Annotated in this window: 19 protein-coding genes; 14 read left to right on the top strand and 5 right to left on the bottom strand. The window is 71.5% G+C overall.

What is annotated here, in order from left to right; all coding sequences use genetic code 11:
- Window positions 1–5 precede the first annotated feature (5 nt).
- On the bottom strand, window positions 6–827 hold the full coding sequence (locus Nocox_RS26770; RefSeq protein ID WP_020547478.1) for an NAD(P)H-binding protein: 822 nt from the start codon (window positions 825–827) through the stop codon (window positions 6–8).
- A 93-nt stretch (window positions 828–920) separates the two neighbouring features.
- On the opposite strand from Nocox_RS26770, the gene Nocox_RS26765 reads away from it, so the two are divergent.
- The 12 genes from Nocox_RS26765 (at window position 921) to Nocox_RS26710 (ending at window position 15,239) form a co-directional block, all read left to right on the top strand.
- Window positions 921–1,496 (top strand): TetR/AcrR family transcriptional regulator, encoded by a 576-nt coding sequence (locus tag Nocox_RS26765; protein WP_020547479.1) that lies wholly within the window; start codon window positions 921–923, stop codon window positions 1,494–1,496.
- A 90-nt stretch (window positions 1,497–1,586) separates the two neighbouring features.
- Window positions 1,587–2,606, top strand: coding sequence for a LacI family DNA-binding transcriptional regulator (locus Nocox_RS26760; protein WP_020547480.1), 1,020 nt, complete (start codon window positions 1,587–1,589; stop codon window positions 2,604–2,606).
- A gap of 235 nt (window positions 2,607–2,841) precedes the next feature.
- Complete coding sequence (locus Nocox_RS26755) at window positions 2,842–3,471, top strand: YesL family protein (protein WP_026215220.1); 630 nt, start codon at window positions 2,842–2,844, stop codon at window positions 3,469–3,471.
- A 119-nt stretch (window positions 3,472–3,590) separates the two neighbouring features.
- Entirely contained in the window at window positions 3,591–5,024 is a 1,434-nt protein-coding gene (locus Nocox_RS26750; RefSeq protein ID WP_020547482.1) for an extracellular solute-binding protein, read from the top strand.
- Window positions 5,025–5,096: 72 nt separating this feature from the next.
- Entirely contained in the window at window positions 5,097–6,074 is a 978-nt protein-coding gene (locus Nocox_RS26745; RefSeq protein WP_020547483.1) for an ABC transporter permease, read from the top strand.
- 10 nt (window positions 6,075–6,084) lie between these two features.
- On the top strand, window positions 6,085–6,996 hold the full coding sequence (locus tag Nocox_RS26740; protein WP_020547484.1) for a carbohydrate ABC transporter permease: 912 nt from the start codon (window positions 6,085–6,087) through the stop codon (window positions 6,994–6,996).
- Window positions 6,993–7,613 carry a rhamnogalacturonan acetylesterase gene (locus tag Nocox_RS26735; RefSeq protein ID WP_020547485.1) on the top strand — a complete coding sequence of 207 codons (621 nt, stop codon included), beginning with the start codon at window positions 6,993–6,995 and terminating at the stop codon, window positions 7,611–7,613. The genes Nocox_RS26740 and Nocox_RS26735 overlap by 4 nt, the downstream gene beginning before the upstream one ends.
- Window positions 7,610–10,225 (top strand): exo-rhamnogalacturonan lyase family protein, encoded by a 2,616-nt coding sequence (locus Nocox_RS26730; protein WP_020547486.1) that lies wholly within the window; start codon window positions 7,610–7,612, stop codon window positions 10,223–10,225. Before Nocox_RS26735 ends, Nocox_RS26730 begins: the two co-directional genes overlap by 4 nt.
- A 131-nt stretch (window positions 10,226–10,356) precedes the next feature.
- Window positions 10,357–11,955 carry an ABC-F family ATP-binding cassette domain-containing protein gene (locus Nocox_RS26725; protein ID WP_020547487.1) on the top strand — a complete coding sequence of 533 codons (1,599 nt, stop codon included), beginning with the start codon at window positions 10,357–10,359 and terminating at the stop codon, window positions 11,953–11,955.
- Window positions 11,956–12,068: 113 nt separating this feature from the next.
- Entirely contained in the window at window positions 12,069–12,284 is a 216-nt protein-coding gene (locus Nocox_RS26720) for a helix-turn-helix domain-containing protein (RefSeq protein WP_020547488.1), read from the top strand.
- Window positions 12,285–12,409: 125 nt separating this feature from the next.
- On the top strand, window positions 12,410–13,234 hold the full coding sequence (locus Nocox_RS26715) for an enoyl-CoA hydratase/isomerase family protein (protein WP_051112787.1): 825 nt from the start codon (window positions 12,410–12,412) through the stop codon (window positions 13,232–13,234).
- Window positions 13,235–13,352: 118 nt separating this feature from the next.
- Complete coding sequence (locus Nocox_RS26710) at window positions 13,353–15,239, top strand: ABC transporter ATP-binding protein (protein WP_020547490.1); 1,887 nt, start codon at window positions 13,353–13,355, stop codon at window positions 15,237–15,239.
- Here Nocox_RS26710 and Nocox_RS26705 read toward each other — a convergent pair.
- Window positions 15,211–16,092, bottom strand: coding sequence for a sulfotransferase family protein (locus tag Nocox_RS26705; RefSeq protein ID WP_020547491.1), 882 nt, complete (start codon window positions 16,090–16,092; stop codon window positions 15,211–15,213). The two genes, Nocox_RS26710 and Nocox_RS26705, sit on opposite strands and share 29 nt — an antisense overlap.
- Window positions 16,093–16,186: 94 nt before the next feature.
- Between Nocox_RS26705 and Nocox_RS26700 the strand changes: the two genes are divergently transcribed.
- Entirely contained in the window at window positions 16,187–17,095 is a 909-nt protein-coding gene (locus Nocox_RS26700) for a S66 peptidase family protein (protein ID WP_020547492.1), read from the top strand.
- Between the two features lie 33 nt (window positions 17,096–17,128).
- Window positions 17,129–17,998: a hypothetical protein gene (locus tag Nocox_RS26695; protein WP_020547493.1), complete on the top strand. Its 870-nt coding sequence runs from the start codon at window positions 17,129–17,131 to the stop codon at window positions 17,996–17,998.
- Window positions 17,999–18,001: 3 nt separating this feature from the next.
- Here the strand turns inward: Nocox_RS26695 and Nocox_RS26690 are convergent, their stop codons facing one another.
- The 3 genes from Nocox_RS26690 to Nocox_RS26680 all read right to left on the bottom strand — a co-directional run bounded on the left by Nocox_RS26690 (window position 18,002) and on the right by Nocox_RS26680 (window position 21,871).
- Window positions 18,002–20,284 carry an ATP-binding cassette domain-containing protein gene (locus tag Nocox_RS26690; RefSeq protein WP_020547494.1) on the bottom strand — a complete coding sequence of 761 codons (2,283 nt, stop codon included), beginning with the start codon at window positions 20,282–20,284 and terminating at the stop codon, window positions 18,002–18,004.
- A gap of 103 nt (window positions 20,285–20,387) precedes the next feature.
- Window positions 20,388–20,708 (bottom strand): hypothetical protein, encoded by a 321-nt coding sequence (locus tag Nocox_RS26685; protein WP_020547495.1) that lies wholly within the window; start codon window positions 20,706–20,708, stop codon window positions 20,388–20,390.
- A 62-nt stretch (window positions 20,709–20,770) separates the two neighbouring features.
- Window positions 20,771–21,871, bottom strand: coding sequence for a PP2C family protein-serine/threonine phosphatase (locus tag Nocox_RS26680; RefSeq protein WP_026215224.1), 1,101 nt, complete (start codon window positions 21,869–21,871; stop codon window positions 20,771–20,773).
- Window positions 21,872–21,979: the final 108 nt, after the last annotated feature.

The raw sequence follows: 21,979 nt of genomic DNA, 5'->3' as shown, positions 1-21,979 counted from the left end.
GGGGGTCAGGGGGTGGCGAAGGTCGTCCGGTGGTCGGTGAGGAAGTCCTCCAGGGTGCGCGGGGGCCGGCCGGTGATGTCCTCGACCTCGGTCGTGGCCGACGCCCAGCGGCCGTCGCCCGTCTCGGCCATCAGCGCGGCCAGGTCGGCGGCGAACGGCGCCGGCATGCCCTGCCGCTCCAGGTGGGCGGCCATCTCGGGCACCGGGAGGTCCACGTACCGGACGGGACGGCCGAGGGCGGCGCCGACGCGCTCGGCGATCCGCTCGTGCGGCAGCGACTCGGGCCCGGTGAGCACGTGGTCGCTCCCGGGCCCCGCCGGGCGGGTGAGCAACGCGGCGGCGACGTCGGCGATGTCCCTGGCGTCGATGTAGTTGACCGGCCCAGGCCCGTACGAGCCGTGCATGAGCCCGCCGCGGATCTCGCCCGGCAGGTTCTGCATGAACCCGGTCGGCTGCAGGATCGCGTACGGCACCCCGGACGCCCTGAGGTGCGCGTCCACCTCTCCGTGCAGGCCGCCGCCGAGCCGCTGCCCGGGACGGGCGCCCCGGACCGACACGGTGACGATCTGGGCGACGCCCGCCCGCGCCGCGAGGTCGATGACGGCCCGGTGCGCCGCGGTGAAGCCGGGGAAGAGCGAGCTGTTGAGGAACAGCCGGTCGCCGGGCGACAGCAGCGCGCCGATCGTCTCGGGCCGTTCGAGGTCGGCGAGCGCGTACGCGCACGGCAGGTCGGCGGGCCGGCGGACGGCGGCGAGCACGTCGTGCCCGCTCAGCCGCCCCGCCAGCGCCCGCCCGATGGTGCCCGTGGCCCCGGTGACGACGATCATGCACGCTCCTGACCGGACGATCGGATTCCGTTTGGCGGCACGGTACACTAAGCGGAATCCGATCGTCCACTTGACTGACGAAGGGAGGCGCCGGTGCGCGCGGACGCGAGGCGGAACCTGCGCAGGATCGTCGAGGCGGCGGCCGCGGTGATGGCCGAGCGCGGCGTCAACGCGCCCATGGAGGTCATCGCCCGGCGCGCGGGGGTCGGCGTCGGCACCCTCTACCGCCGCTTCCCCGACCGCCAGGCGCTGCTCGCCGCCGTCGGCGACCACTACGTGCACTCCATGGCGGAGGCCCTCGACCGGGCCGCCGGGGAGGAGGCCGACGCCTTCGGCGCGATCCGCGCCTTCGTCTCCTGGGCGGCCGAGCCCGGCAGGGCCGCGCTGGCGACCGCGCTCGCCGCGCTGCCCGACGAGGCGTACACCGGCCGGGCCGGATTCGCGCGGGCGCGGGACGGCTGGCTGGAGCGGCTGGGCGGGCTCGTCGCCCGCGCGCAGGAGGACGGCGCGATGCGCGGGGACGTCGGCGTCGAGGACCTCGTCCACCTGCTGAACGTCTTCACCTGTCACCCCGACCGGCTCCCCGCTCCCGTCGCCGCCGACACCGGCCGTTACCTGCGGCTCATGCTCGACGGCATGAGGACGGACGGGGCGACCGTGCCCCTGTGACCGTTTCGAGCTATTGATACGATTCAAAAGAATCTTGTCCCCGGCTATGATGAGCCGACTTCATCGTGGGGCTCCGTATCGTGAGGATCGATGGCGACCAGGAACATCAAGGAGGTCGCGCAGCTCGCGCGCGTCTCCGTGGGGACGGTGAGCAACGTGCTCAACCGCCCGGAGATTGTGTCACCGGCCACCCGCGAACGCGTCTTCGACGCGATCAAGAAGCTCGGCTTCGTCCGCAACGAGGTGGCCCGCCACCTGCGGGTGGGCCGCAGCAGGACGGTCGGCCTCGTCGTGCTCGACGTGGCCAACCCCTTCTTCGTGGACGTGGCCCAGGGCGCCGAGTCGGTCGCCGACGACCACGACACCATGGTGGTGCTGTGCAACAGCGCCGGCGACCCCGGCCGCGAGCGCCGCCACCTCGACCAGCTCGAACAGCAGCGGGTGATGGGCATCCTCATCACCCCGGTCGAGGCGGAGAACCCCTGGCTGGAGGAGCTGGCCGCGCGTGGCACGCCCGTGGTGCTGGTCGACAGCCCGGCCACCGGGCTGCAGTGCTCGGTGGCGGTCGACGACCGGCTCGGCGGGCAGCTCGCCGGCGCCCACCTCGTCGAGCGCGGGCACCGGCGGGTCATGTTCGCGGGCGGGCCGATGTCGGTCAAACAGGTGGCCGACCGGCACGCCGGCGTCGAGGCGGCGGTCGCCGCGACGGACGGCGCCGTCGAGCTGCTGACCCGTACCGCGCCCGCGCTGACCGTCGCCGGCGGGCGGGCCATCGGCGAGCAGGTCGCGGGGCTGCCGCCCGGTGAGCGGCCCACCGCCGTCTTCTGCGCCAACGACATGATGGCGCTCGGCTTCCTCCAGGCGATGGCCGCGCACGGGCTGCGCGTGCCCGAGGACCTCGCCATCATCGGCTACGACGACATCGACTTCGCCGCGGCGGCGGCCGTCCCGCTGTCGTCCGTCAGGCAGCCGCGCGAACTGCTCGGCCGCACCGCCATCGACCTGCTGCTCGAAGAGGTCTCCGAGCCCGAGCAGCACCGGCACAGGCAGGTCATCTTCCAGCCCGACCTGGTGGTCAGGGAGTCGAGCGCCCTGCGCCGCGCCCCCTGACGCCCGCTCCCGGTCACGGCCTCCCGCGCGGGCGGCGGGCCGTGATCCGCCATGCCCGGATTGCCGCCCGCCGCCCGGCGCGTACGGAAATCTCCGGGAATCTCGTCATTGACTTTGAGTCGATTCAACACTAATTTCGCACCAACCGCCGTTCACTCCCGTGTAACCGGGCAGGAACGGCGGCGCAACAGCCCACCCCCGTGTCCGGGCGCATGCCACGAGAAGGTGGTGCCGGGTGACTCGTCCCGCCCTGTCGATCAGGATTCAAGCTGCCTGCTCAGAGGCCATCTGGGCGGTCCGGCTCAACCTGATGTGGCTCGTGTTCACCCTCGCGGGAGGAGTGGTGCTCGGGCTCGGTCCCGCCACCGTGGCCGCCTACACCCTGGCCCGGAGGCACGCTCGTTATGAAACGTTTCAGGCTTGGCGCGAATTCTGGGCCGTCTACCGACGGGAGTTCGTCCGGGCCTCGCTGCTGGTCCTGCCCCTGGCACTGGCCGGCGTCCTGCTCGTCGGAAACTACCTGTACCTGTCCGCGCTCGGCCCCGGCATGGGGGCGATGCGGATCGCGACCCTCGTGGCGCTCGTCGCACTCGCCGGTGCGGGAGCCTACGTGGGCCCGCTCTACGCGCATCACGACCTGCCGCTGTGGGCGTACGTGCCCAAGGCGGTCCACCTGGCGCTCGCGCGCCCGGCCTCGTCCGTGCTGCTGCTGCTCGTGCTCTCCGCCATCGCCTTCGCGACCTCGGCGTTGCCCGTCCTCGCCGTGGTGATCAGCTTCGGCGCGTGGATTCATCTCAACACGTGGCTCTGCCTGCGCTTCTTCGAGGAGAACGAGGCGCGCCTGCATTCGAAAGGGAACTCATGAGCGCATCCCGTCGCCGGCGGCTCCTTGCCGGCGTGTTAACACTAACGGCTGCTCTCACCGCTTCGGCCTGCTCCGGCGGCGGGGAGGCGCCTCAGTCCGACCCGAACACGATCACGTTCATGTCGAAGCTGTTCGGCACCGCGCCCGACCCGAAGGGCGAGCTGCAGCAGGCCGTGGAGAAGTTCCTCGGCAAGAAGCTGCAGATCACCTGGGTGCCCAACGCGGAGTACACCGACAAGCTCAACGTCACCCTGGCCTCGGACAACCTGCCGCAGGTCATGGTGGTCGACCCGCACCTGCCGGCGTTCGTCAAGTCTGCCCAGGCCGGGGCGTTCTGGGACCTGACCGACAAGCTCGACAAGTATCCGAACCTCAAGCCCTCCGACGAGCGGAGCGCGCTCAACTCCTCGATCAACGGCCGGATCTTCGGCCTCTACCGGATGCGGCCCCTGCTGCGCTCGGCCATCGTCATCCGCAAGGACTGGCTGGACAAGCTGGGACTGAAGCTGCCCGAGTCGGTCGACGACCTCTACGACGTCGCCAAGGCGTTCACCGAGAAGGACCCCGACGGCAACGGCAAGAACGACACCTACGGTCTCATCATCCCGAAGTGGCCGGGCAACTACGCCAGCGCCAGCCCGTACGACGTGATCGAGACCTGGTTCGGCGCCCCCAACGGCTGGGGCGAGCGCGACGGCAAGATCGTGCCCGGCTTCGACACCCCCGAGTTCCTCGAGGCCAACCGCTGGCTGAAGAAGATGGTGGACGGGGGCATGATCAACCCCGACTTCGCCACGCTCGACACGGCCAAGTGGAACGAGCCGTTCCACCAGGGCAAGGGCGGCATGATCATCGACGTCAACATCCGCTCCCGCCAAGTCCTCGACCTGTTCTACGAGGACGACAAGGAGAACTACGGCGACAAGGTCGCCATGGTCGGCAACCTCAAGCGCTCCGACGGCCAGAAGTTCTCCTACCCGTTCACCGGCTACGCCGACGTGCTCGCGATCTCCAAGCAGAGCGTGCGCACCGAGCAGGACCTCGACAACGTGCTGAAGACCCTGGACAAGCTGGCCACCAAGGAGGGCCAGAACCTGGTCACCAACGGCATCGAGGGCCGCAACTACAAGGTCGAGAACGGCGACACCGCCGCGCTGATCAACGAGGACGACCCGGCCGTCAAGGTCATCCAGGACAACGCCGACGACGCCTTCATCCAGCTCAGCACCAAGGGCACGGTCGACATCGGCGGCATCGCCTACCAGCGGGTGCCGTCGGGCAAGCCGTACCAGGACATGCTCACGCTGCAGAAGCGGCTCATGGAGGAGGACCTCAAGACGGCGGTGCACAACGCGGCGCTGCCCGTGGTCTCCGACACCGCCGTCGCGCGCGGCCCGCAGATCGACACGATCATCCCCGACGCGCGGATCAAGTTCCTGTCGGGCGCGATCACCGAGGACCAGCTCAAGGGCGAGATCAAGCGCTGGTACGACAGCGGCGGCACCCAGGTGACGACCGAGATCAACGACCTCGTCAAGAAGCTCGGCCAGTAGCGGCCGCCCGACCCCGCCCGAGAGCCCGGGGGACCTGCCTCCCCCGGGCTCTCCCACGAAAGGAGGCCGCTCGTGGCCACCCACCTGGCGGCGCCTCCCGGGAAGGCGGCGCCCGAGGAGAGCGGGAGAGGCGCCGCCAAGGTGCCGCTCCGCACGGCGGTAGGCCGCTACCGCTGGCTCTACCTGATGCTCGTCCCCGGCGTCGCGTACTTCGTGATCTTCAAGTACCTGCCGATGTACGGGCTGACGATCGCCTTCCAGGACTTCCTGCCCTTCCTCGGCTACTCCGGCAGCCCGTGGGTCGGGCTCAAGCACTTCGAGGAGCTGTTCGCCGGACCCGACTTCGGCCGGCTGATGTTCAACACGCTCCTGCTGGCGCTGCTGCACATCGTGTTCGTCTTCCCCGCGCCGATCGTCGTCGCCCTGCTGCTCAACGAGGTGCGGGTCAGCTTCCTCAAGCGCTCGGTGCAGTCGCTCATCTACATCCCGCACTTCCTGTCCTGGACGATCGTCGCGTCGCTGACGTACGTGCTGTTCGCGGCGGACTTCGGCGTGCTCGCCGGCTGGATGCGCGACCTCCTGGGCGACACCTCCAAGATCGACTACATGGCGCAGGAGGAGTGGTTCCGGCCGCTGATCATCCTGCAGCAGCTCTGGAAGCAGACCGGCTGGGGCACGATCATCTACCTGGCCGCGCTGGCCGGTGTGGACCCCAACCTGTACGAGGCCGCCCGCATGGACGGCGCGGGCCGTTTCCGCCAGCTCTGGCACGTCACGCTGCCCGCCATCCGCCCCACGGTCGTGGTCATGGCGATCCTCGCCTCCGGCAACCTGCTCGACTCGGGCTTCGAGCAGATCTGGCTGATGACCACCTCGCTGAACCGCTCGGTGGCCGACGTGTTCGACACCTACGTCTACTACGCCGGCATCACCCAGGGCGCGATCAGCTACTCCACCGCCGTCGGCCTGTTCAAGGGCGTGGCCGGCGTCATCCTGATCTTCGGCTCGAACTGGCTGGCCAAGCGCCTCGGCCAGCGTGGACTGTTCTGAGGAGCCCGGCATGGCCACCATCACCAAGACCAAGAAAGCCGGCCTCCCGGTGGGGAACGAGGCCGGGCTCGGCAGCCGGGTGTTCGACACGCTCAACGTGATCGTGCTCGTCGGCCTGGCGGCGATCACGGTGCTGCCGCTGCTGTACGTGCTGGCCGGCTCGTTCGCCGGCGAGGCGGAGATCTCCTCCCGGCCGTTCTTCCTGTGGCCGGAGAAGTTCGTCACCGAGTCCTACGAGTACATCTTCGCCACCCCCACCTTCCTGCGCGCGCTGCTGACCACCGTCGTCGTGACGGCGGTCGGCGTGGTGGTGCAGGTGCTGCTGACCTTCACCATGGCCTACCCGCTGGCCAAGCGTTATCTGCCGGGCCGGACGCTGGTGCTCAACCTGGTCATCTTCACGATGGTCTTCTCCGGCGGCATGATCCCCACCTACCTGGTGGTGCGCGACCTCGGGCTGCTCGACAGCTACTGGGCGCTGATCCTGCCGCTGGCGATCAACCCGTTCTACCTGATCATCGTCAAGAGCTTCTTCCAGGAGCTGCCGCAGGCGCTGGAGGAGGCGGCGCGCATCGACGGCTGCAACGAGATGGGCGTCTTCTTCAAGATCGTCCTGCCGCTGTCCAAGCCGATCATCGCCACGTTCTCGCTGTTCTACGCGGTGGGGATCTGGAACGACTACATGTCGCCGCTGCTCTACATCAACGATCCGGGCAAGTGGACGCTGCAGATCCTGGTGCGCCAGCTCACCAGCACCGACGCCGCCAACGCGCTCGCCCAGATGGACCGCACGTGGGTGCCGCCGGAGCAGGGGCTGAAGTTCGCCGTCGTGGTGATCGCGACGCTGCCGATCCTGCTGTTCTACCCGTTCCTGCAGAAGCACTTCGCCAAGGGCGTGCTGCTGGGAGGCGTGAAGGAATGACCGTCACCGTGCTGCTGGCGGGGGACTCGACGGTCGCCTCCTGCCCGGCCGCCGAGGCTCCCATGTCGGGCTGGGGCGCCCAGCTCGGCGCCCGTCTCGGCCTGCCGGTGCGCAACTTCGCCAAGGGCGGCGCCACCACGGCGAGCCACCGGGCCGAGGGGCTGTGGGCGGCGCTGCTGCGCGAAGCCGTCCCCGGTGACCTGGTCGTCCTGCAGTTCGGGCACAACGACCAGAAGGAGCCTGAGCTGCCGTACCGGGAGAACCTGCGCGCCTTCGTCGCCGAGGCGCGCGCCGCCGGGGCGCGGCCCGTCCTGTGCACGCCCGTGCAGCGCCGCCGCTGGGCGGGCGGCCGGCTCGTCCCCACGCACGGCGGCCACCCCGGCCAGGTCCGCGAGCTGGCCGCCGCCGAGGGCGTGCCGCTGGTCGACCTGACCGCGGCCACCACCGCCCTGTACGAGCGGCTCGGCCCCGAGGGCTCCAAGGCCCTGTTCACGCACTTCCCGCCCGGCGTCCACCCGCTCTACCCGGACGGCGTCGCCGACGACACCCACTTCTGCTTCCGCGGCGCCGACGAGGTGGCCGCGATCGTCGCCGAGCGACTGAAGGAGATCGTATGACCGCGCTGCGCTGGCTGGACCGACCGGGCGACCAGGGGGTGACCTGGGGCGTGCCCTGGCCGAGGGGAACCGTCGCGGCGGGGACGCCGTTCGCGCTGAGCGACGACGCCGGCCGTGAGGTGCCCGTGCAGAGCTGGGTGAGCGCCACCTGGCCCGACGGCTCGGTCAAGTGGTCCGCGCACGCCGCCGCCGCCGCCGGCCCCGCCGCCCGGGAGTACCGCCTGGAGCCCGGCCGCGAGCCCGCCGCGCCTCCCACCCCCGTCACCGTCACCCGCGGGGCGGGCGTCCTGACCGTCGCGACCGGTGTCGTCACCTGGACGGTCGAGGAGGGCGGGGCCACCCTCGCCCGCTCGATCGCCCGCGGCGGGCGCGAGATCGCGCGTGACGTCCGCCTGGTCAGCCTCCGCCAGGCCGGCCCCACCCCCGACGAGGGCGCCGCCCCGCCCCGCGAGCGGCGCGCCGGCCTGGTCGAACGGGTGACCGTCGAGCAGGACGGCCCGGTGCGGGCGGTGCTCCGCCTGGACGGGCGGCACGGGGACTGGCTGCCGTTCACGGTCCGGCTGTACTTCCACGCCGGGGCCGAGGACGTGCGGATCACGCACACGTTCGTCTGGGACGGCGACCCGGGGCGGGACTTCCTGGCCGGGCTCGGCCTGCGCGCCGACGTGGTCATGCGCGACGAGCCGCACGACCGCCACGTACGCCTGGCCGGCCCCGAGGGCTTCCTCACCGAGGCCGTGCGCGGCCTGACCGGGCTGCGTCTCGACCCCGGCGAGCGGGTGCGCCGCGCCCAGGTCGCCGGGCTGCCCTGCGGCGAGATCGCCCCCGAGGTCGCGAGCCGCCTGCACCTGGTCCCCGCCTGGAACGACTACACCCTCGACCAGTCCTCCGCCGACGGCTTCACGCTGTGCAAGCGCACCGCCGAGGGCCATGCCTGGGTGACGATCCCGGCGGGCACCCGCTCGGCCGGCTACGGCTACCTCGGCGGCGTGAGCGGCGGCCTCGGCTTCGGGCTGCGCGACTTCTGGAGGCTGCACCCCACCCGGCTCGACGTCAGGAACGCGGCCACCGGGCTCGCCACGGCGACCGTCTGGCTGTGGTCGCCCTCCGCCCCCGCCATGGACCTGCGCTTCTACCACGACGGCATGGGCCAGGACACCTTCGAGGAGCAGCTCGAAGGACTGGAGATCACCTACGAGGACTACGAGCCCGGCTTCGGCGACCCGCGCGGGATCGCCCGTACGCACGAGCTGACCCTGCGCGCCCTGGCCGCCACGCCGCCCGCCGCCGACCTGGCCGCCTTCGCCGCCGCCATGAACGAGCCCGCCCTGCTGACCGCCACGCCCGCCCGGCTGCGCGAGGCGGGCGTCTTCGGCGTCTGGGAGCTGCCCGACCGCTCCACGCCGGCCCGCGCCGCGATCGAGGACCGCCTCGACTTCCTCTTCGACCTGTACGTCCGCGAACGCGAGCAGCGCCGCTGGTACGGCTTCTGGGACTACGGCGACGTCATGCACACCTACGACCCCGACCGCCACACCTGGCGCTACGACGTGGGCGGCTACGCCTGGGACAACTCCGAGCTGTCGCCGGACCTGTGGCTGTGGTTGCAGTACCTGCGCACCGGCCGCGCCGACGTCTTCCGCTTCGCCGAGGCCATGACCCGCCACACCGGCGAGGTCGACGTCTACCACCTCGGCCGCTGGAAGGGCCTCGGCAGCCGGCACAACGTGCAGCACTGGGGGTGCAGCTGCAAGCAGGTGCGCATCTCCAACGCCACCTACCGCCGCTTCCACCACTACCTGACGGCCGACGAGCGCTCCGGCGACCTCATGGACGAGCTGAGCGCGCCGGAGGAGACGTTCACGGCCGTCGACCCGCAGCGCAAGGTCCGCGAGGACGTCTACACGCCCGACCCGTCGGCGCTGTCGGTCGGGCTCGGCACCGACTGGGGCGCGCTCGCCGCCGCCTGGCTGACCCGCTGGGAGCGGCACGGCGACGAGCGCGCCAGGGACCGGCTGCTCGGCACGATGGCCGACATCGCGGCGATGCCGCGCCGCTTCCTGACCGGCGAGGCCAGGATGGACCTCGCGACCGGCCGCTTCGACACCTCGGCGGACAAGATCTCGATCTCGCACCTGTCGTCGCTGTTCGGGCTGCCGGAGATCTGCGCCGAGCTCATCGCCCTGGTGGACGTGCCGGGCTTCGAGGCGGCCTGGCTGGAGTACTGCCGGCTCTACCTCGCCCCGCCCGAGGTGCAGGAGGCGGAGGTGGGGCAGCGGCTCGGCGGGATCTCGCTGATCCAGGCGCACAGCCGGCTGACGGCGTACGCGGCGGCGCGCGCCGGCGACGCGGAGCTGGCCGCCTGGGCGTGGCGCAAGTTCGGCCGCGACGAGGGCGACCAGCTCAACAGCAACCCGTTGCAGCGGCAGGAGAGGTGGGAGCTGACGCCGGTGGACGGCCCGGAGGTGCTCGCCCCCGTGCGGGAGGCCCCGTTCGTCAGCACCAACAGCGCGGCGCAGTACGCGCTGGCGGCCATCCACAACCTCGCCCTCATCGGGGAGCACCTGCGGGAAGAGGAGCGGAGGGAAGAGGCGGGCCCGGCCGGGCGTTAGGGAACGGCGGAGCGTCAAACCAGAGGTGGGGCTCCAGCGGGGAGCCCTACACTGATCGTATGCACACTCCCGATTGATCAGGCGTAGCACGCCCAAACCCTCGTTTCCTAGCACGGGAGTGTTCCGCCAACATGATCATCGCCAATGATATCGAGCTGCGCGCGGGCGCGCGCCTGCTCATCGAGAAAGCGTCCTTCCGGGTCAACCCGGGCGACAAGATCGGGCTGGTCGGCCGCAACGGCGCCGGCAAGACCACACTGACCAAGGTGCTGGCCGGAGAGGCGCTGCCGGCCGCCGGCACCGTCACCACCAGCGGCGCGATCGGCTACCTGCCGCAGGACCCGCGCACCGGCGACCTCCAGGTGCTCGCCCGCGACCGCATCCTGTCCGCCCGGGGCCTCGACGCGGTGCTGCGCGAGCTGCGCGAGGCCGAGCTCGGCATGAGCTCGGCCGACGAGCGCACCCGCGAGCGCGCGGTGCGCCGCTACGGCCGCCTGGAGGACCAGATGCACGTGCTCGGCGGCTACGCCGCCGAGTCGGAGGCGGCCTCGATCGCCTCCAGTCTCGGGCTGCCCGACCGGGTGCTCACCCAGCCGCTGAAAACGCTTTCTGGCGGTCAGCGCAGGCGGGTGGAATTGGCCCGAATTCTTTTCAGCGGAGCGGAAACTCTCCTTCTGGACGAGCCGACAAACCACCTAGATGCGGACTCAATCGGCTGGCTTCGCGATTTTTTGCGCAGCCATCAAGGTGGCTTGGTGATCATCAGCCACGACGTCGGGCTTCTTGAAGCGACGGTCAACAAGGTCCTCCACCTGGACGCCAACCGGTCCGTGATCGATCACTACAACGTCGGCTGGACGGCCTACCTCGCCCAGCGCGAGACCGACGAGAAGCGCAGGAAGCGCGAGCGCGCCAACGCCGAGAAGCAGGCGGGCGCGCTGCTGGCGCAGGCCGACAAGATGCGCGCCAAGGCCACCAAGGCCAAGGCCGCCCAGGACATGATGCGCCGCGCGCACCGCCTGCTCGCCGGCACCGAGGAGGAGCGCCAGAGCGACAAGGTGGCGCGCCTGCGCTTCCCCGACCCCAAGCCGTGCGGGCGCACCCCGCTCACGGCCCAGGGCCTGTCGAAGTCCTACGGCTCGCTGGAGGTCTTCACCGACGTCGACGTGGCCATCGACCGAGGTCACCGGGTCGTCATCCTCGGTCTCAACGGCGCCGGCAAGACCACCCTGCTGCGCCTGCTGGGCGGCCTGGAGACGCCCGACACCGGCGAGCTGCGGCCCGGCCACGGCCTCAAGGTCGGCTACTACGCCCAGGAGCACGAGACCCTCGACGCCGACCGCACGCTGCTGGAGAACATGCGCTCGGCCGGCGGCGAGTTCACCGACACCGAGCTGCGCAAGGTGCTCGGCTCGTTCCTGTTCACCGGCGACGACGTCGACAAGCCGGCCGGCGTCCTGTCCGGAGGCGAGAAGACCCGGCTGGCCCTGGCCATGCTGGTGCTTTCCAGCGCCAATGTCCTCCTTCTCGACGAGCCCACGAACAACCTCGATCCCGTCTCCCGCGAGCAGGTTCTCAACGCTCTGAGGTCGTATTCAGGAGCGATCGTCCTGGTGACCCATGACGAGGGTGCCGTTGACGCCCTGTCACCGGATAGGGTGATCTTGCTACCGGACGGAACTGAAGACGCATGGAGCGACGAATTTTCCGATCTTGTGGCACTCGCCTGATCTTAATTTGAGTGGGTACGGATCTTTTCCCGTGGAGTAGGTAGCCGATCCCGCTGAAATGACTGATCATGGCGGAGTAACGCTGCGGAAGTCCGGCACTACAGGAGGTACTCGTGGCCGAGACACTGAAGAAGGGCACCCGGGTCACCGGGGCCGACCGGGAGAAACTGGCCGGCGATCTCAAGAAGCGCTACGCCGCGGGTGAGAGCATCCGCGCCCTGGCCGCTTCGACGGGTCGGTCCTACGGGTTCATCCACCGCATCCTGAGCGAGTCCGGTGTGACTCTGCGTGGGCGCGGCGGGGCGACCCGAGGCAAGTCCAAGCGCTGACGGCCGCCTCGGAACGTGCGACCGCAGCCGCCCGTCCCTAGTCAGCCAGCCGTCGCGCCCGAGCCAGAACCATATTCTGTAGGCTCGGGCGCGACGGACAGCACTTCGGACCGGAGGAGCGGGCGATGGCGGAAGCTCAGGCGCGGCAACGCGGAGGGCACACGGAGGACGTCTCTGCCGAGCGTTTGGCGGAGAGCGGGCTCCGCTTCGAGGTGGACGGTGAGATAGCGACGATCACGCTCGACCGGCCGGACAAGCGCAACGCTCAGACGTTCGCGACCTGGTCGGCGCTGGCCGGCATCGGCGACAGCCTGCCCGAGCAGGTGCGCGTCGTCGTCGTGAAAGGTGAGGGACCGTCCTTCTCGGCAGGCATCGACCTGCGGATGTTCACCCCTGAGGGGGTGCCGGGACAAGGCTCGTTCAGCTCGGTGGCCAGGTCCGGTGACACCGATTTCGAGCACAACATCAGAAAGGCTCAAGCCGGGTTCCTGTGGCTGCGCAGGCCCGAGATCGTTTCCATCGCCGCGGTGCACGGGCACGCGATCGGCGCGGGGTTCCAGCTCGCGCTCTCCTGTGACCTGCGGATCGTCGCCGACGACGTCACGTTCTGCATGAAGGAGCCGGCGCTCGGGCTGGTGCCCGACCTGACGGGGACCAAGCCCCTGGTCGAGCTCGTCGGCCTGGCGAAGGCGGTCGACATCTGCCTGACCGCCAGGATGGTGCACGCGGAGGAGGCCCTGCGCATCGGCCTCGCCGAGCAGGTGGTCGCGCGGGACGACCTCGACCGGGCCGTGCGCGACAAGGCGGCGGAGCTGCTGTCCACCAACCGGGACGCGGCCGCCGCGACCAAGCGACTCCTCCAGGGGGCGCGGGCCCGCACCCTGGAGGAGCAGAGCGTCGCGGAAGGGCTGGAGCAGGCCGTGCGCATCAAGGCGCTCTTCGGGGGCTGACCGTCCCCGCGAAGCCCCCCTTCGTCCCCCGGTGGCAGAATTTCGCGCTGAGCTGAGCCGGGAATCGGCGACGCCACCCGGACGCTGTGTCCGGCGGAGGAGAGGGGATCCCCCGGATATGGCGATGATGGGAGGGGGCTTCGGCCCTCACGTGATGAGCTCGTTGCGCCGCGACGAGTCGGTGGTCAGGCAGCGCCTGCGCCCCGGGATCGCGCGGCGCATCGCCGGCTACGCGCGCCCCTACACCCGGCAGATCGCCGCGTTCCTGGTGCTGGTGGTGGCGGGCGCGGTCATCGTGGTCGCCAACCCGCTGCTCATGAAGGCGATCATCGACGACGGCATCCTGCCGAAGCGCACCGGCGTGGTGATCTGGCTGGCCGTCGCCATCGGCGCGCTCGCGCTGCTGGACGCCGCCCTGACGCTCGTGCAGCGCTGGTTCTCCGCGCGCATCGGCGAGGGCCTGATCTACGACCTGCGCACCGAGGTGTTCGACCACGTGCAGCGCATGCCGGTCGCGTTCTTCATGCGCGCCCAGACCGGCGCCCTGGTCAGCAGGCTCAACACCGACGTGATCGGCGCGCAGCGCGCGCTCACCAGCACCCTGTCGTCGGTCGTGTCCAACGTGGTGAGCCTGGTCCTGGTGCTGGGCGCCATGCTGGCGCTGTCGTGGCAGGTGACGCTGGTCGCGCTGGTCCTGCTGCCGATCTTCGTGGTGCCCGCAAAATACGTCGGACGCCGCATGTCCGCCCTGACCCGCGAGCAGATGCAGCTCGACGCCGAGATGAGCTCGGTCACGACCGAGCGCTTCAACGTCGCCGGCGCCATGGTCGCCAAGCTGTACGGCCGCCCCGAGGACGACGCCGCGGTGTTCGGCGCGCGGGCCGCGAGGGTGCGCGACGTCGGAGTCCGCGTCGGCATGTACGGCACCGTCTTCCGCGTCGCCCTCGGCCTGGTCGCGGCGCTCGCCACGGCCCTGGTCTACGGCATCGGCGGCGTCCTGTCGGTCACCGGCTACTTCGAGCTGGGCACGCTCGTGGCCCTGGCCGCGCTGCTGATGCGCCTCTACGGCCCGCTCACCTCGCTGTCCAACGTGCACGTGGACGTCATGACGGCGCTGGTCAGCTTCGACCGCGTCTTCGAGATCCTCGACCTCAAGCCCATGGTGGCCGAGCGCCGCGACGCCGTGCCGGTGCCGGAGGGGCCGGTGACGATCGAGTTCGACGACGTGCGCTTCCGCTACCCGGCCGCCGAGGAGGTCTCGCTCGCCAGCCTGGAGTCGGTGGCCCGGCAGGACACAGGTCCCTCCCACCCCGTGCTCAAGGGCGTGTCGTTCACCGCCCGCCCCGGGCAGCTCGTCGCCCTGGTCGGCCACTCGGGCGCGGGCAAGACCACGATCACCTCGCTGGTCTCGCGCCTCTACGACGTCGACGAGGGCGCCGTCCGGCTCAACGGACTCGACGTGCGCGAGGCCACCCTCGCCTCGCTCCGCGACACCGTGGGCGTGGTCATGCAGGACCCGCATCTCTACCACGACACGATCGGGGCCAACCTCCGCTACGCCAGGCCGGAGGCCACCGACGAGGAGATCTGGGCGGCGCTGAAGGCCGCGCAGATCGGCGACCTCGTCGAGTCCCTGCCCGAGGGGCTCGACACCGTGGTCGGCGACCGCGGCTACCGGCTGTCCGGCGGCGAGAAGCAGCGCCTCGCGCTGGCCCGGCTGCTGCTCAAGGCGCCCCGCGTGGTCGTGCTGGACGAGGCGACCGCGCATCTCGACTCCGAGTCGGAGGCGGCCGTGCAGGTGGCGCTGAAGACCGCGCTGGAGGGCCGCACCTCGCTGGTCATCGCGCACCGGCTCTCCACGATCAGGGAGGCCGACGAGATCCTCGTCGTGCACGAGGGCCGGATCGCCGAGCGCGGCCGGCACGAGGAGCTGCTGGCGCGCGGCGGGCTCTACGCCGAGCTCTACCGCACCCAGTTCAGCTCGTCAGGTAGCCCAGCCGGGTGAGCTCCTTGCGCGCCACCCGCTCCACCAGCTCGACGTCCGACGGGCGGAGCCGGGAGCGCCAGGCGCCGGCCCCGGCCTCGTGGCCGTACAGCGCGACCTTCGGCACCCGCGTCTCCAGGTGCTCGGCGAGCGTGGCCGCGGCCTGCGCGGGGCCGCGCACCAGGTCCTCGTAGCGCAGGGTCAGGAGCCGGCCGGCGGGCAGGGAGCGGCGCAGCTCGGCGCTCAGCCGCACGGCGCTGCGCCAGCGCAGCGCGCACTTGCCCGCCGCGGGCATGCCCTTCCAGTGTTCGAGGTGCTCGTCCTTGCTGACGCCGAGGAAGGCGTTGGGGAACTCGGTCCCGCCGCCCAGCATCGCCGGGCGGAACCAGGCCAGGCAGGCGGGATCGGCGAGCATGTCGGCGGCGACGTCCCTGCCGTCGCGGACGAGCTGCACGAACCGGGCGTCGGGAAAGGCCTGGAGCAGCACCGGCGCGCTGTAGATGAGGTCGGGGCTGCCGTCGCCGAAACGCACGATGTCGCCGGTGGCCACGCACGGGCCAGCGCCGGTGACGCCGCCCGCCTCCCGGCACGGCGCCGCGCACTCCCCGCACGAGCCGGGCAGCACCTGCCACGACTCGGCGAGCGCGTCACGCAGCACGCGCACGGCCCCGGAGGTGCGGGCGATGGACGGCTTGCGGGCGAAGGCGTGGAGCACGTGCGCCACGCTCGCGCGGCCCATCGTCACGTGGAAGCCGGGGGAGCGCTTGAGGGCGCGGGCCAGCAGCGCGGCGCCGGAGTGCGGAGCGCCCAGCAGGAACACCGGGCGGCGGACCTTGACGCCGTTGACGACGAGGATGTGGGGCGGAAGTCGCATACGCCACCCAAGTGTGACACCGTTTGGCGGGTGAACGAGCCAACGGCGCCGCGGGTCCACGTCCGGCCGCCGGTCCACCTCCAGGAGTTGATCGATGCAGCAAGCTGACCTGCGGCCCGGTGACACGGTCGCGATCGTCGCGCCCTCCGGCCCGCCTCCCGCGACCCTGCTCCGGGAGGGCGTGCGGCGGCTGGAAGGGCTCGGGCTGAAGGTCGTCGTGGGCGCGCACGTGCTCGACCGGCAGGAGCTCGACTACCTCGCGGGCGCGGACGCCGACCGCGCCGCCGACCTGCAGGCCGCCTGGTGCGACCCGGCGGTGCGCGCGGTGTTCTGCTGCCGCGGCGGCTACGGCGCGGGGCGGCTGCTCGGCCTGCTCGACTGGGACGCCATGCGGGCGGCGGGGCCCAAGGTGCTGCTCGGCTCCAGCGACATCACGGCGCTGCACAACGCCTTCGCGATCGAGCTGGGCGTGTCCACCCTGCACGGCCCGATGCCGGCCTGCCAGCTGCTGGCCGGCGAGGGCGGCCCCGAGCCGCTCTCCTGGGCGAGCCTCCAGGCGGCCCTGTCGGGCGTCCAGGAGAGCGTGCGCGGCGATCTGGTGCTGGTGCCCGGCCGGGCCGAGGGCGAGCTGTCAGGGGGCAACCTGTCGCTGCTGGCGTCCATGTGCGGCACCCGGTGGCAGCCGTCCTTCGACGGGCGGCTCGCCTTCCTGGAGGACGTGGGGGAGGAGCCGTACCGGATCGACCGGATGCTCACCCAGTTGCTGCAGGCCGGGGCGTTCGACGGGGTGCGCGGGATCGCGCTCGGGTCGTGGGTGGAGTGCGGCGACCCCTACCCCGTGCTGCGGGACCGGCTGGCGCCGCTCGGCGTGCCCGTCCTGGCCGGGCTTCCGGCGGGTCACGGGTCGCCGCAAATGAGCCTCTGGCTGGGAAGACTTGGGGTTATCGATACCGAATCGTGCTCGCTGTCTGGTCCGAACCGCGATGGGGAGCGGGCACCCTAGGAGGGACGAATCCGGAAGAAAGGGACAGCGCGCGTGAGCTTCTTCAAGCGAGAGCGAGAGCCCGCGCGCCGGCCCGACGCGGACGCCGATCTCGACTCGCTGCTCGCGCTGGTCGCCGAGTCCCGGGGCTTCGCCTGCGAGTTCGCCGCCGACGGCGGCTCGCTCACGCTGCGGGGCGAGCCCACGCTGACCGTCCGGCTCACCGGGCTGCGCCGCGAGGCGGGACGGCGGGCCAGGGAGGACTGGCCGGTGCTGGTCAGCGAGCACCTGGCGCACGCCGTGGCCACCGCGGGAGAGCCGGCGGACCTGTGCGACCTGGATCAGGCCGCCCCGCTGCTGCGCACCCGCGTGGAGTCCGTGGACGAGCTGGCCGACCCGACGAGGATCGTGGGCCGCCACCTCAACGCCGACCTCGTGGAGCTGCTGACCGCCGGCGGCCGCCCCGTGCGGCCCGAGGAGGCCGGGTGCTGGCCCGTGCCCACGGCGCAGGCGCTCGACCTGGCCGTGGCGAACGTGCGCCGCGAGGAGCGGCTGACCGCCGAGCCCGTCGAGCTGTCCGGCACGCCGGTGGTCCGGCTCACCGGGACGGCGCCGTCGGCCGCCACCCACCTGCGGTGGCTGGCCGACCACCTGCCGGTGCCGCCGGACGGCGTACTGGTGGTGCTGCCTGACCCGTACACGCTGATCGTGCACCCGGTGGACGGGATCGGCGTGGTGCGCGCCATCGAGCGGCTGCGCGTGCACGCCGCCCGCACCGGCGGGCTGAGCCCGCAGGTGCACTGGTGGCACGACGGGCGGCTGACCCTCATCAAGGCCGACGTCGTCATGAAGGGCGGCCAGACCCGCCTGGTGGTGGCGCCGCCGCCGGAGTTCGCGCGGGTCCTGGCCCGGCTGGCGGTCTGAGGCTCAGCCGGTCACGTACCGCCGCAGGTGGGTGGCGGTGCGCGTGTCGCCGTTCGCGACCAGCTCGGCCGGGGTGCCCGTGAAGACCACCTGGCCGCCGTCGTGACCCGCGCCGGGACCGAGGTCGATGATCCAGTCGGCGTGCGCCATCACGGCCTGGTGGTGCTCGATGACGATGACCGAGTTGCCGTCCTCGACCAGCCGGTCCAGCAGCGCGAGGAGCTGGTCCACGTCGGCCAGGTGCAGGCCGGTCGTCGGCTCGTCCAGCACGTACGTCGTCCCGCCCCGCGCCATGTGGATGGCCAGCTTGAGCCGCTGCCGCTCGCCGCCGGACAGCGTGGTCAGCGGCTGCCCCAGCCCGAGGTAGCCGAGCCCGACGGCGGCCATCCGCTCCAGGACGCCCTTGGCCTGCCCGGTGGTGAAGAACCCGGCGGCCTCGGCCACGGACATGCCGAGCACGTCGCTGATGTTCTTGCCGCGCAGCGTGTACGTCAGCACCTCCGGCGTGAAGCGCCGCCCCTCGCACTTCTCGCACACCGACGCGACCTCGGCCATCATCTGCAGGTCGGTGTAGATGAGCCCGATGCCCTTGCACGCCGGGCAGGCGCCCTCGGAGTTGGCGCTGAACAGGCCCGGCTTGACCCCGTTGGCCTTGGCGAACGCGGTCCTGATGGGGTCGAGCAGGCCGGTGTAGGTGGCCGGGTTGCTGCGGCGCGAGCCGCGGATCGGCGACTGGTCGGCCACGACCACGCCCTCGCGGCCGGCGACGTAGCCGTGGATGAGCGAGCTCTTGCCCGACCCCGCCACGCCGGTGACCACGGTCAGCACGCCGAGCGGCACGTCCACCGTGACGTCGCGCAGGTTGTGCCGGTCCGCGCCCTCGATCCGCAGGTGCCCGGAGGGCGTGCGGGGCCGCTCGCGCAGCCGTGCCCGGTGGCCCAGGTAGCGGCCGGTGAGCGTGCCGGAGGCGCGCAGCCCGTCGAGGTCGCCCGCGTAGCAGACCTGCCCGCCGCCGGAGCCCGCGGCCGGTCCGAGGTCCACCACGTGGTCGGCGATCGCGATCGTCTCCGGCTTGTGCTCGACGACCAGCACCGTGTTGCCCTTGTCGCGCAGCCGCAGCAGCAGCTCGTTCATCCGCTGGACGTCGTGCGGGTGCAGCCCCGCGGTCGGCTCGTCGAAGACGTAGGTGACGTCGGTGAGGCTGGAGTTGAGATGGCGCACCATCTTGACCCGCTGGGCCTCGCCGCCGGACAGGGTGGCCGACTCGCGGTCCAGGCTGAGGTAGCCGAGGCCGATGCCGGTCAGCGAGTCGAGCGTGGCGAGCAGGCCGTCCAGCACCGGGCCGACGGCCTCGCCGGAGAGGCCGCGAACGAACTCGGCGAGGTCGTCGACCTGCATGGCCGAGCACTCGGCGATGTTGCGCCCGGCGATCCTGGCCGAGCGGGCCGCCTCGTTGAGCCGGGAGCCGCCGCAGTCGGGGCAGGTGGTCAGCTTGAGCGCCCGCTCGGCGAAGGCGCGGGCGGCCGGCTGCATCGACTCGCGGTCCTTGCCCAGGTAGCTGCGCCGGACCCGGACGGCGAGCCCTTCGTAGGTGAAGGTGTTGGAGCCGTACTTGATCTTGGTGGGCGGTTTGTGGAGCAGGTCCTCCCACTGCTGCGGGGTGAAGTCCTTCAGCTTGACGGCGGGGTCGTAGAGGCCGGAGGCGGCCAGGACCTGCCAGAGCCAGCTGTCCACGGCGTGGCCGGGGACCTTGACGGCGCCCTCGTTCAGCGACAGCTCCCTGTCGACCAGCGCGTCCACGTCGATCTCCGACGCCTTGCCGAGGCCCTCACAGGCCGGGCACATGCCCTCGGCGAGGTTGAAGCTGAAGGCGGAGGCGGAGCCGACGTGGGGGACGCCGATGCGGCTGAAGATGATGCGCAGCATGGTGTGCGCGTCGGTGGCGGTGCCCACGGTGGAGCGGGCGTTGGCGCCCATGCGCTCCTGGTCGACGATGATCGCGGCGCTCAGGTTGTGCAGGGCGTCCACGTCGGGGCGGGCCTGGCTCGGCATGAAGCCCTGCACGAACGCGCTGTAGGTCTCGTCGATGAGCCGCCGCGACTCGGCGGCGATGGTGTCGAAGACGAGCGAGGACTTGCCGGAGCCGGACACTCCGGTGAAGACGGTGAGGCGGCGCTTGGGGATGTCGAGGGAGACGTCCTTGAGGTTGTTCTCCCGGGCGCCACGGACCTGGATCAGGTCGTGGCCGTCGGCGGCGGTGTGGTCGTGGCGGTGCGTGGGAACCACGGGACCCCTTTGTCGGCGAGATTGCTTAGGGCGTAAGGAGTTAGCCGGGACAGCGTACATCGTCCCGGGTGCTCCGTGTTAGGCGTACAGCGTACCGTACGCCTTACGCCCCAGTGCTCAGGCCGACAGGGGGTTGGCGGGCGGTACCCCGTCGTGCCCCGGCGGCAGCTTGACCAGCAGGAAGTTGCCCTGCGTGCAGCCCCAGCGTGGCGCACAGCTCGGCGGTGATCGTGCCGGCGTCGCTCGGGCAGAACTTGAGTATCGTCTCCAGATTCCTCCCGAGGTGCTCGAAGATCTCGGGCGTCGGGAAGTACGGGTTGCACGGTATGCAGAAGTCCACCGGTGCGCGCTCGCCGGACGAGCCGCGCAACAGTGAGAAGTACGACGGGCTGTGCGCCTGTGTACGCAGCAGGCTGAGCTCCACGACACCTCCACGGAACACCACGTGTCCGATGTGTGGAGATACGCACCGCTTGCCGCAGTGGTTCACGACGATCCGCGGGTCCTCGTCACGGTCAGGATCGCGACGTCGTCACGCAGGGGCGCGCCGGTGAAGCTCCGCACGTCCGCGCCGACCGTCTCGGCCAGGCGGCGGGGCGGATGCCGGGCCCAGGCGCGCAGCCGCGCCGCCAGCGGGTAGAACGTCCCCGCGCTGTCGCGGGCCTCGGTCACGCCGTCGGTGCACAGCAACATGGTCGCCCCGGCGGGGAAGGCGAACCAGGCGACGGCGCGCGGCCCCGGAGCCAGCGCGGCCACGCCGAGCGGCACCGCGGGCTCGCCGAGCGAGGACTGGTAGGCCCGCCCGTTGTGGATGATGTACGGGGGGATGTGCCCGCAGTTGACCGCCTCCACCACCGGGCCCCGGCGGATGTCGAGCACCAGGGCGGTCACCAGGCGCTCGGGCTCGCCGCTGCGCCCCGCGCCGAGATTGTGCCGGGTCACCGCCGACTCCATCGCCTCCACCACCCCGACCAGGGTGGGCTCGCGGTGCGCGGCCTCGCGGAAGGCCCCGAGCACGGCGAGGGCGGTGCCGATCGCGGGCAGGCCCTTGCCCTGGACGTCGGCGATGAGCAGGCGGGTGCCATGAGGGGAGGCGGCCACCTCGTACATGTCGCCGCCCACCATCGCGTCCTCCTCGACCGGCTGGTAGAGGCCGTCCACCACGACGTCGCCGCTGCGCAGGGGGAGCGGGCGGACGATCTGCCGCTGGAGCGCCGCCGCCGCCGAGCGCAGCCGGTAGACCTCCTCCTCGCGGTGCACCCGGTAGCGGCAGCTGATCACGGCCGCCACGCCGAACAGCCCCGTGAAGCCCGCGGCGAGCAGGCTGTCCTCGAAGTCGGCCCTCAGGTAGCCGAGCGTGCCGGCCATCACCAGCACCACCCACACGGACGCGAACGCGGTCTGCCGCACGTTGCCGAGCCCCGCCGCGATCGAGGGCAGGAAGACCAGCAGCGGCAGCAGGCGCACCGCCGTGCTGGTGAAGGAGTCGAGGGCGATCAGCGCCACGGTGACGGCGATGAGCGCCCCCAGGAACACCGGCGTCGGGAGCGAGGGGCCCACGCGCCGCCGTTCACCGCCATTCGCCACGGGCGTCCCTCATTCCGTGCCGTCGTTCCCCCGTCCCGATGGTCGTGCCCGGCGCGGCGGGCGCGGAAAACAACGGGCCGGGCCGCGCGCGAACAACCGCCGGACAAT

It is taken from the genome of Nonomuraea coxensis DSM 45129 (assembly GCF_019397265.1).
In the GTDB taxonomy this organism is placed as follows: domain Bacteria; phylum Actinomycetota; class Actinomycetes; order Streptosporangiales; family Streptosporangiaceae; genus Nonomuraea; species Nonomuraea coxensis.
Note: the sequence above shows the minus strand (reverse complement) of the source record. Positions and strands in the feature narration are given on the sequence as shown.

Excerpts from the sequence above, each read along its gene's own strand:
- Nocox_RS26735 (WP_020547485.1), top strand. The coding sequence starts at position 6,993 with ATGACCGTCACCGTGCTGCTGGCGGGGGACTCGACGGTCGCCTCCTGC.
- Nocox_RS26740 (WP_020547484.1), top strand. The coding sequence starts at position 6,085 with ATGGCCACCATCACCAAGACCAAGAAAGCCGGCCTCCCGGTGGGGAAC.
- Nocox_RS26710 (WP_020547490.1), top strand. The coding sequence starts at position 13,353 with ATGGCGATGATGGGAGGGGGCTTCGGCCCTCACGTGATGAGCTCGTTG.
- Nocox_RS26760 (WP_020547480.1), top strand. The coding sequence starts at position 1,587 with ATGGCGACCAGGAACATCAAGGAGGTCGCGCAGCTCGCGCGCGTCTCC.
- Nocox_RS26750 (WP_020547482.1), top strand. The coding sequence starts at position 3,591 with ATGTCGAAGCTGTTCGGCACCGCGCCCGACCCGAAGGGCGAGCTGCAG.
- Nocox_RS26700 (WP_020547492.1), top strand. The coding sequence starts at position 16,187 with ATGCAGCAAGCTGACCTGCGGCCCGGTGACACGGTCGCGATCGTCGCG.
- Nocox_RS26715 (WP_051112787.1), top strand. The coding sequence starts at position 12,410 with ATGGCGGAAGCTCAGGCGCGGCAACGCGGAGGGCACACGGAGGACGTC.
- Nocox_RS26725 (WP_020547487.1), top strand. The coding sequence starts at position 10,357 with ATGATCATCGCCAATGATATCGAGCTGCGCGCGGGCGCGCGCCTGCTC.
- Nocox_RS26770 (WP_020547478.1), bottom strand. The coding sequence starts at position 827 with ATGATCGTCGTCACCGGGGCCACGGGCACCATCGGGCGGGCGCTGGCG.
- Nocox_RS26705 (WP_020547491.1), bottom strand. The coding sequence starts at position 16,092 with ATGCGACTTCCGCCCCACATCCTCGTCGTCAACGGCGTCAAGGTCCGC.
- Nocox_RS26730 (WP_020547486.1), top strand. The coding sequence starts at position 7,610 with ATGACCGCGCTGCGCTGGCTGGACCGACCGGGCGACCAGGGGGTGACC.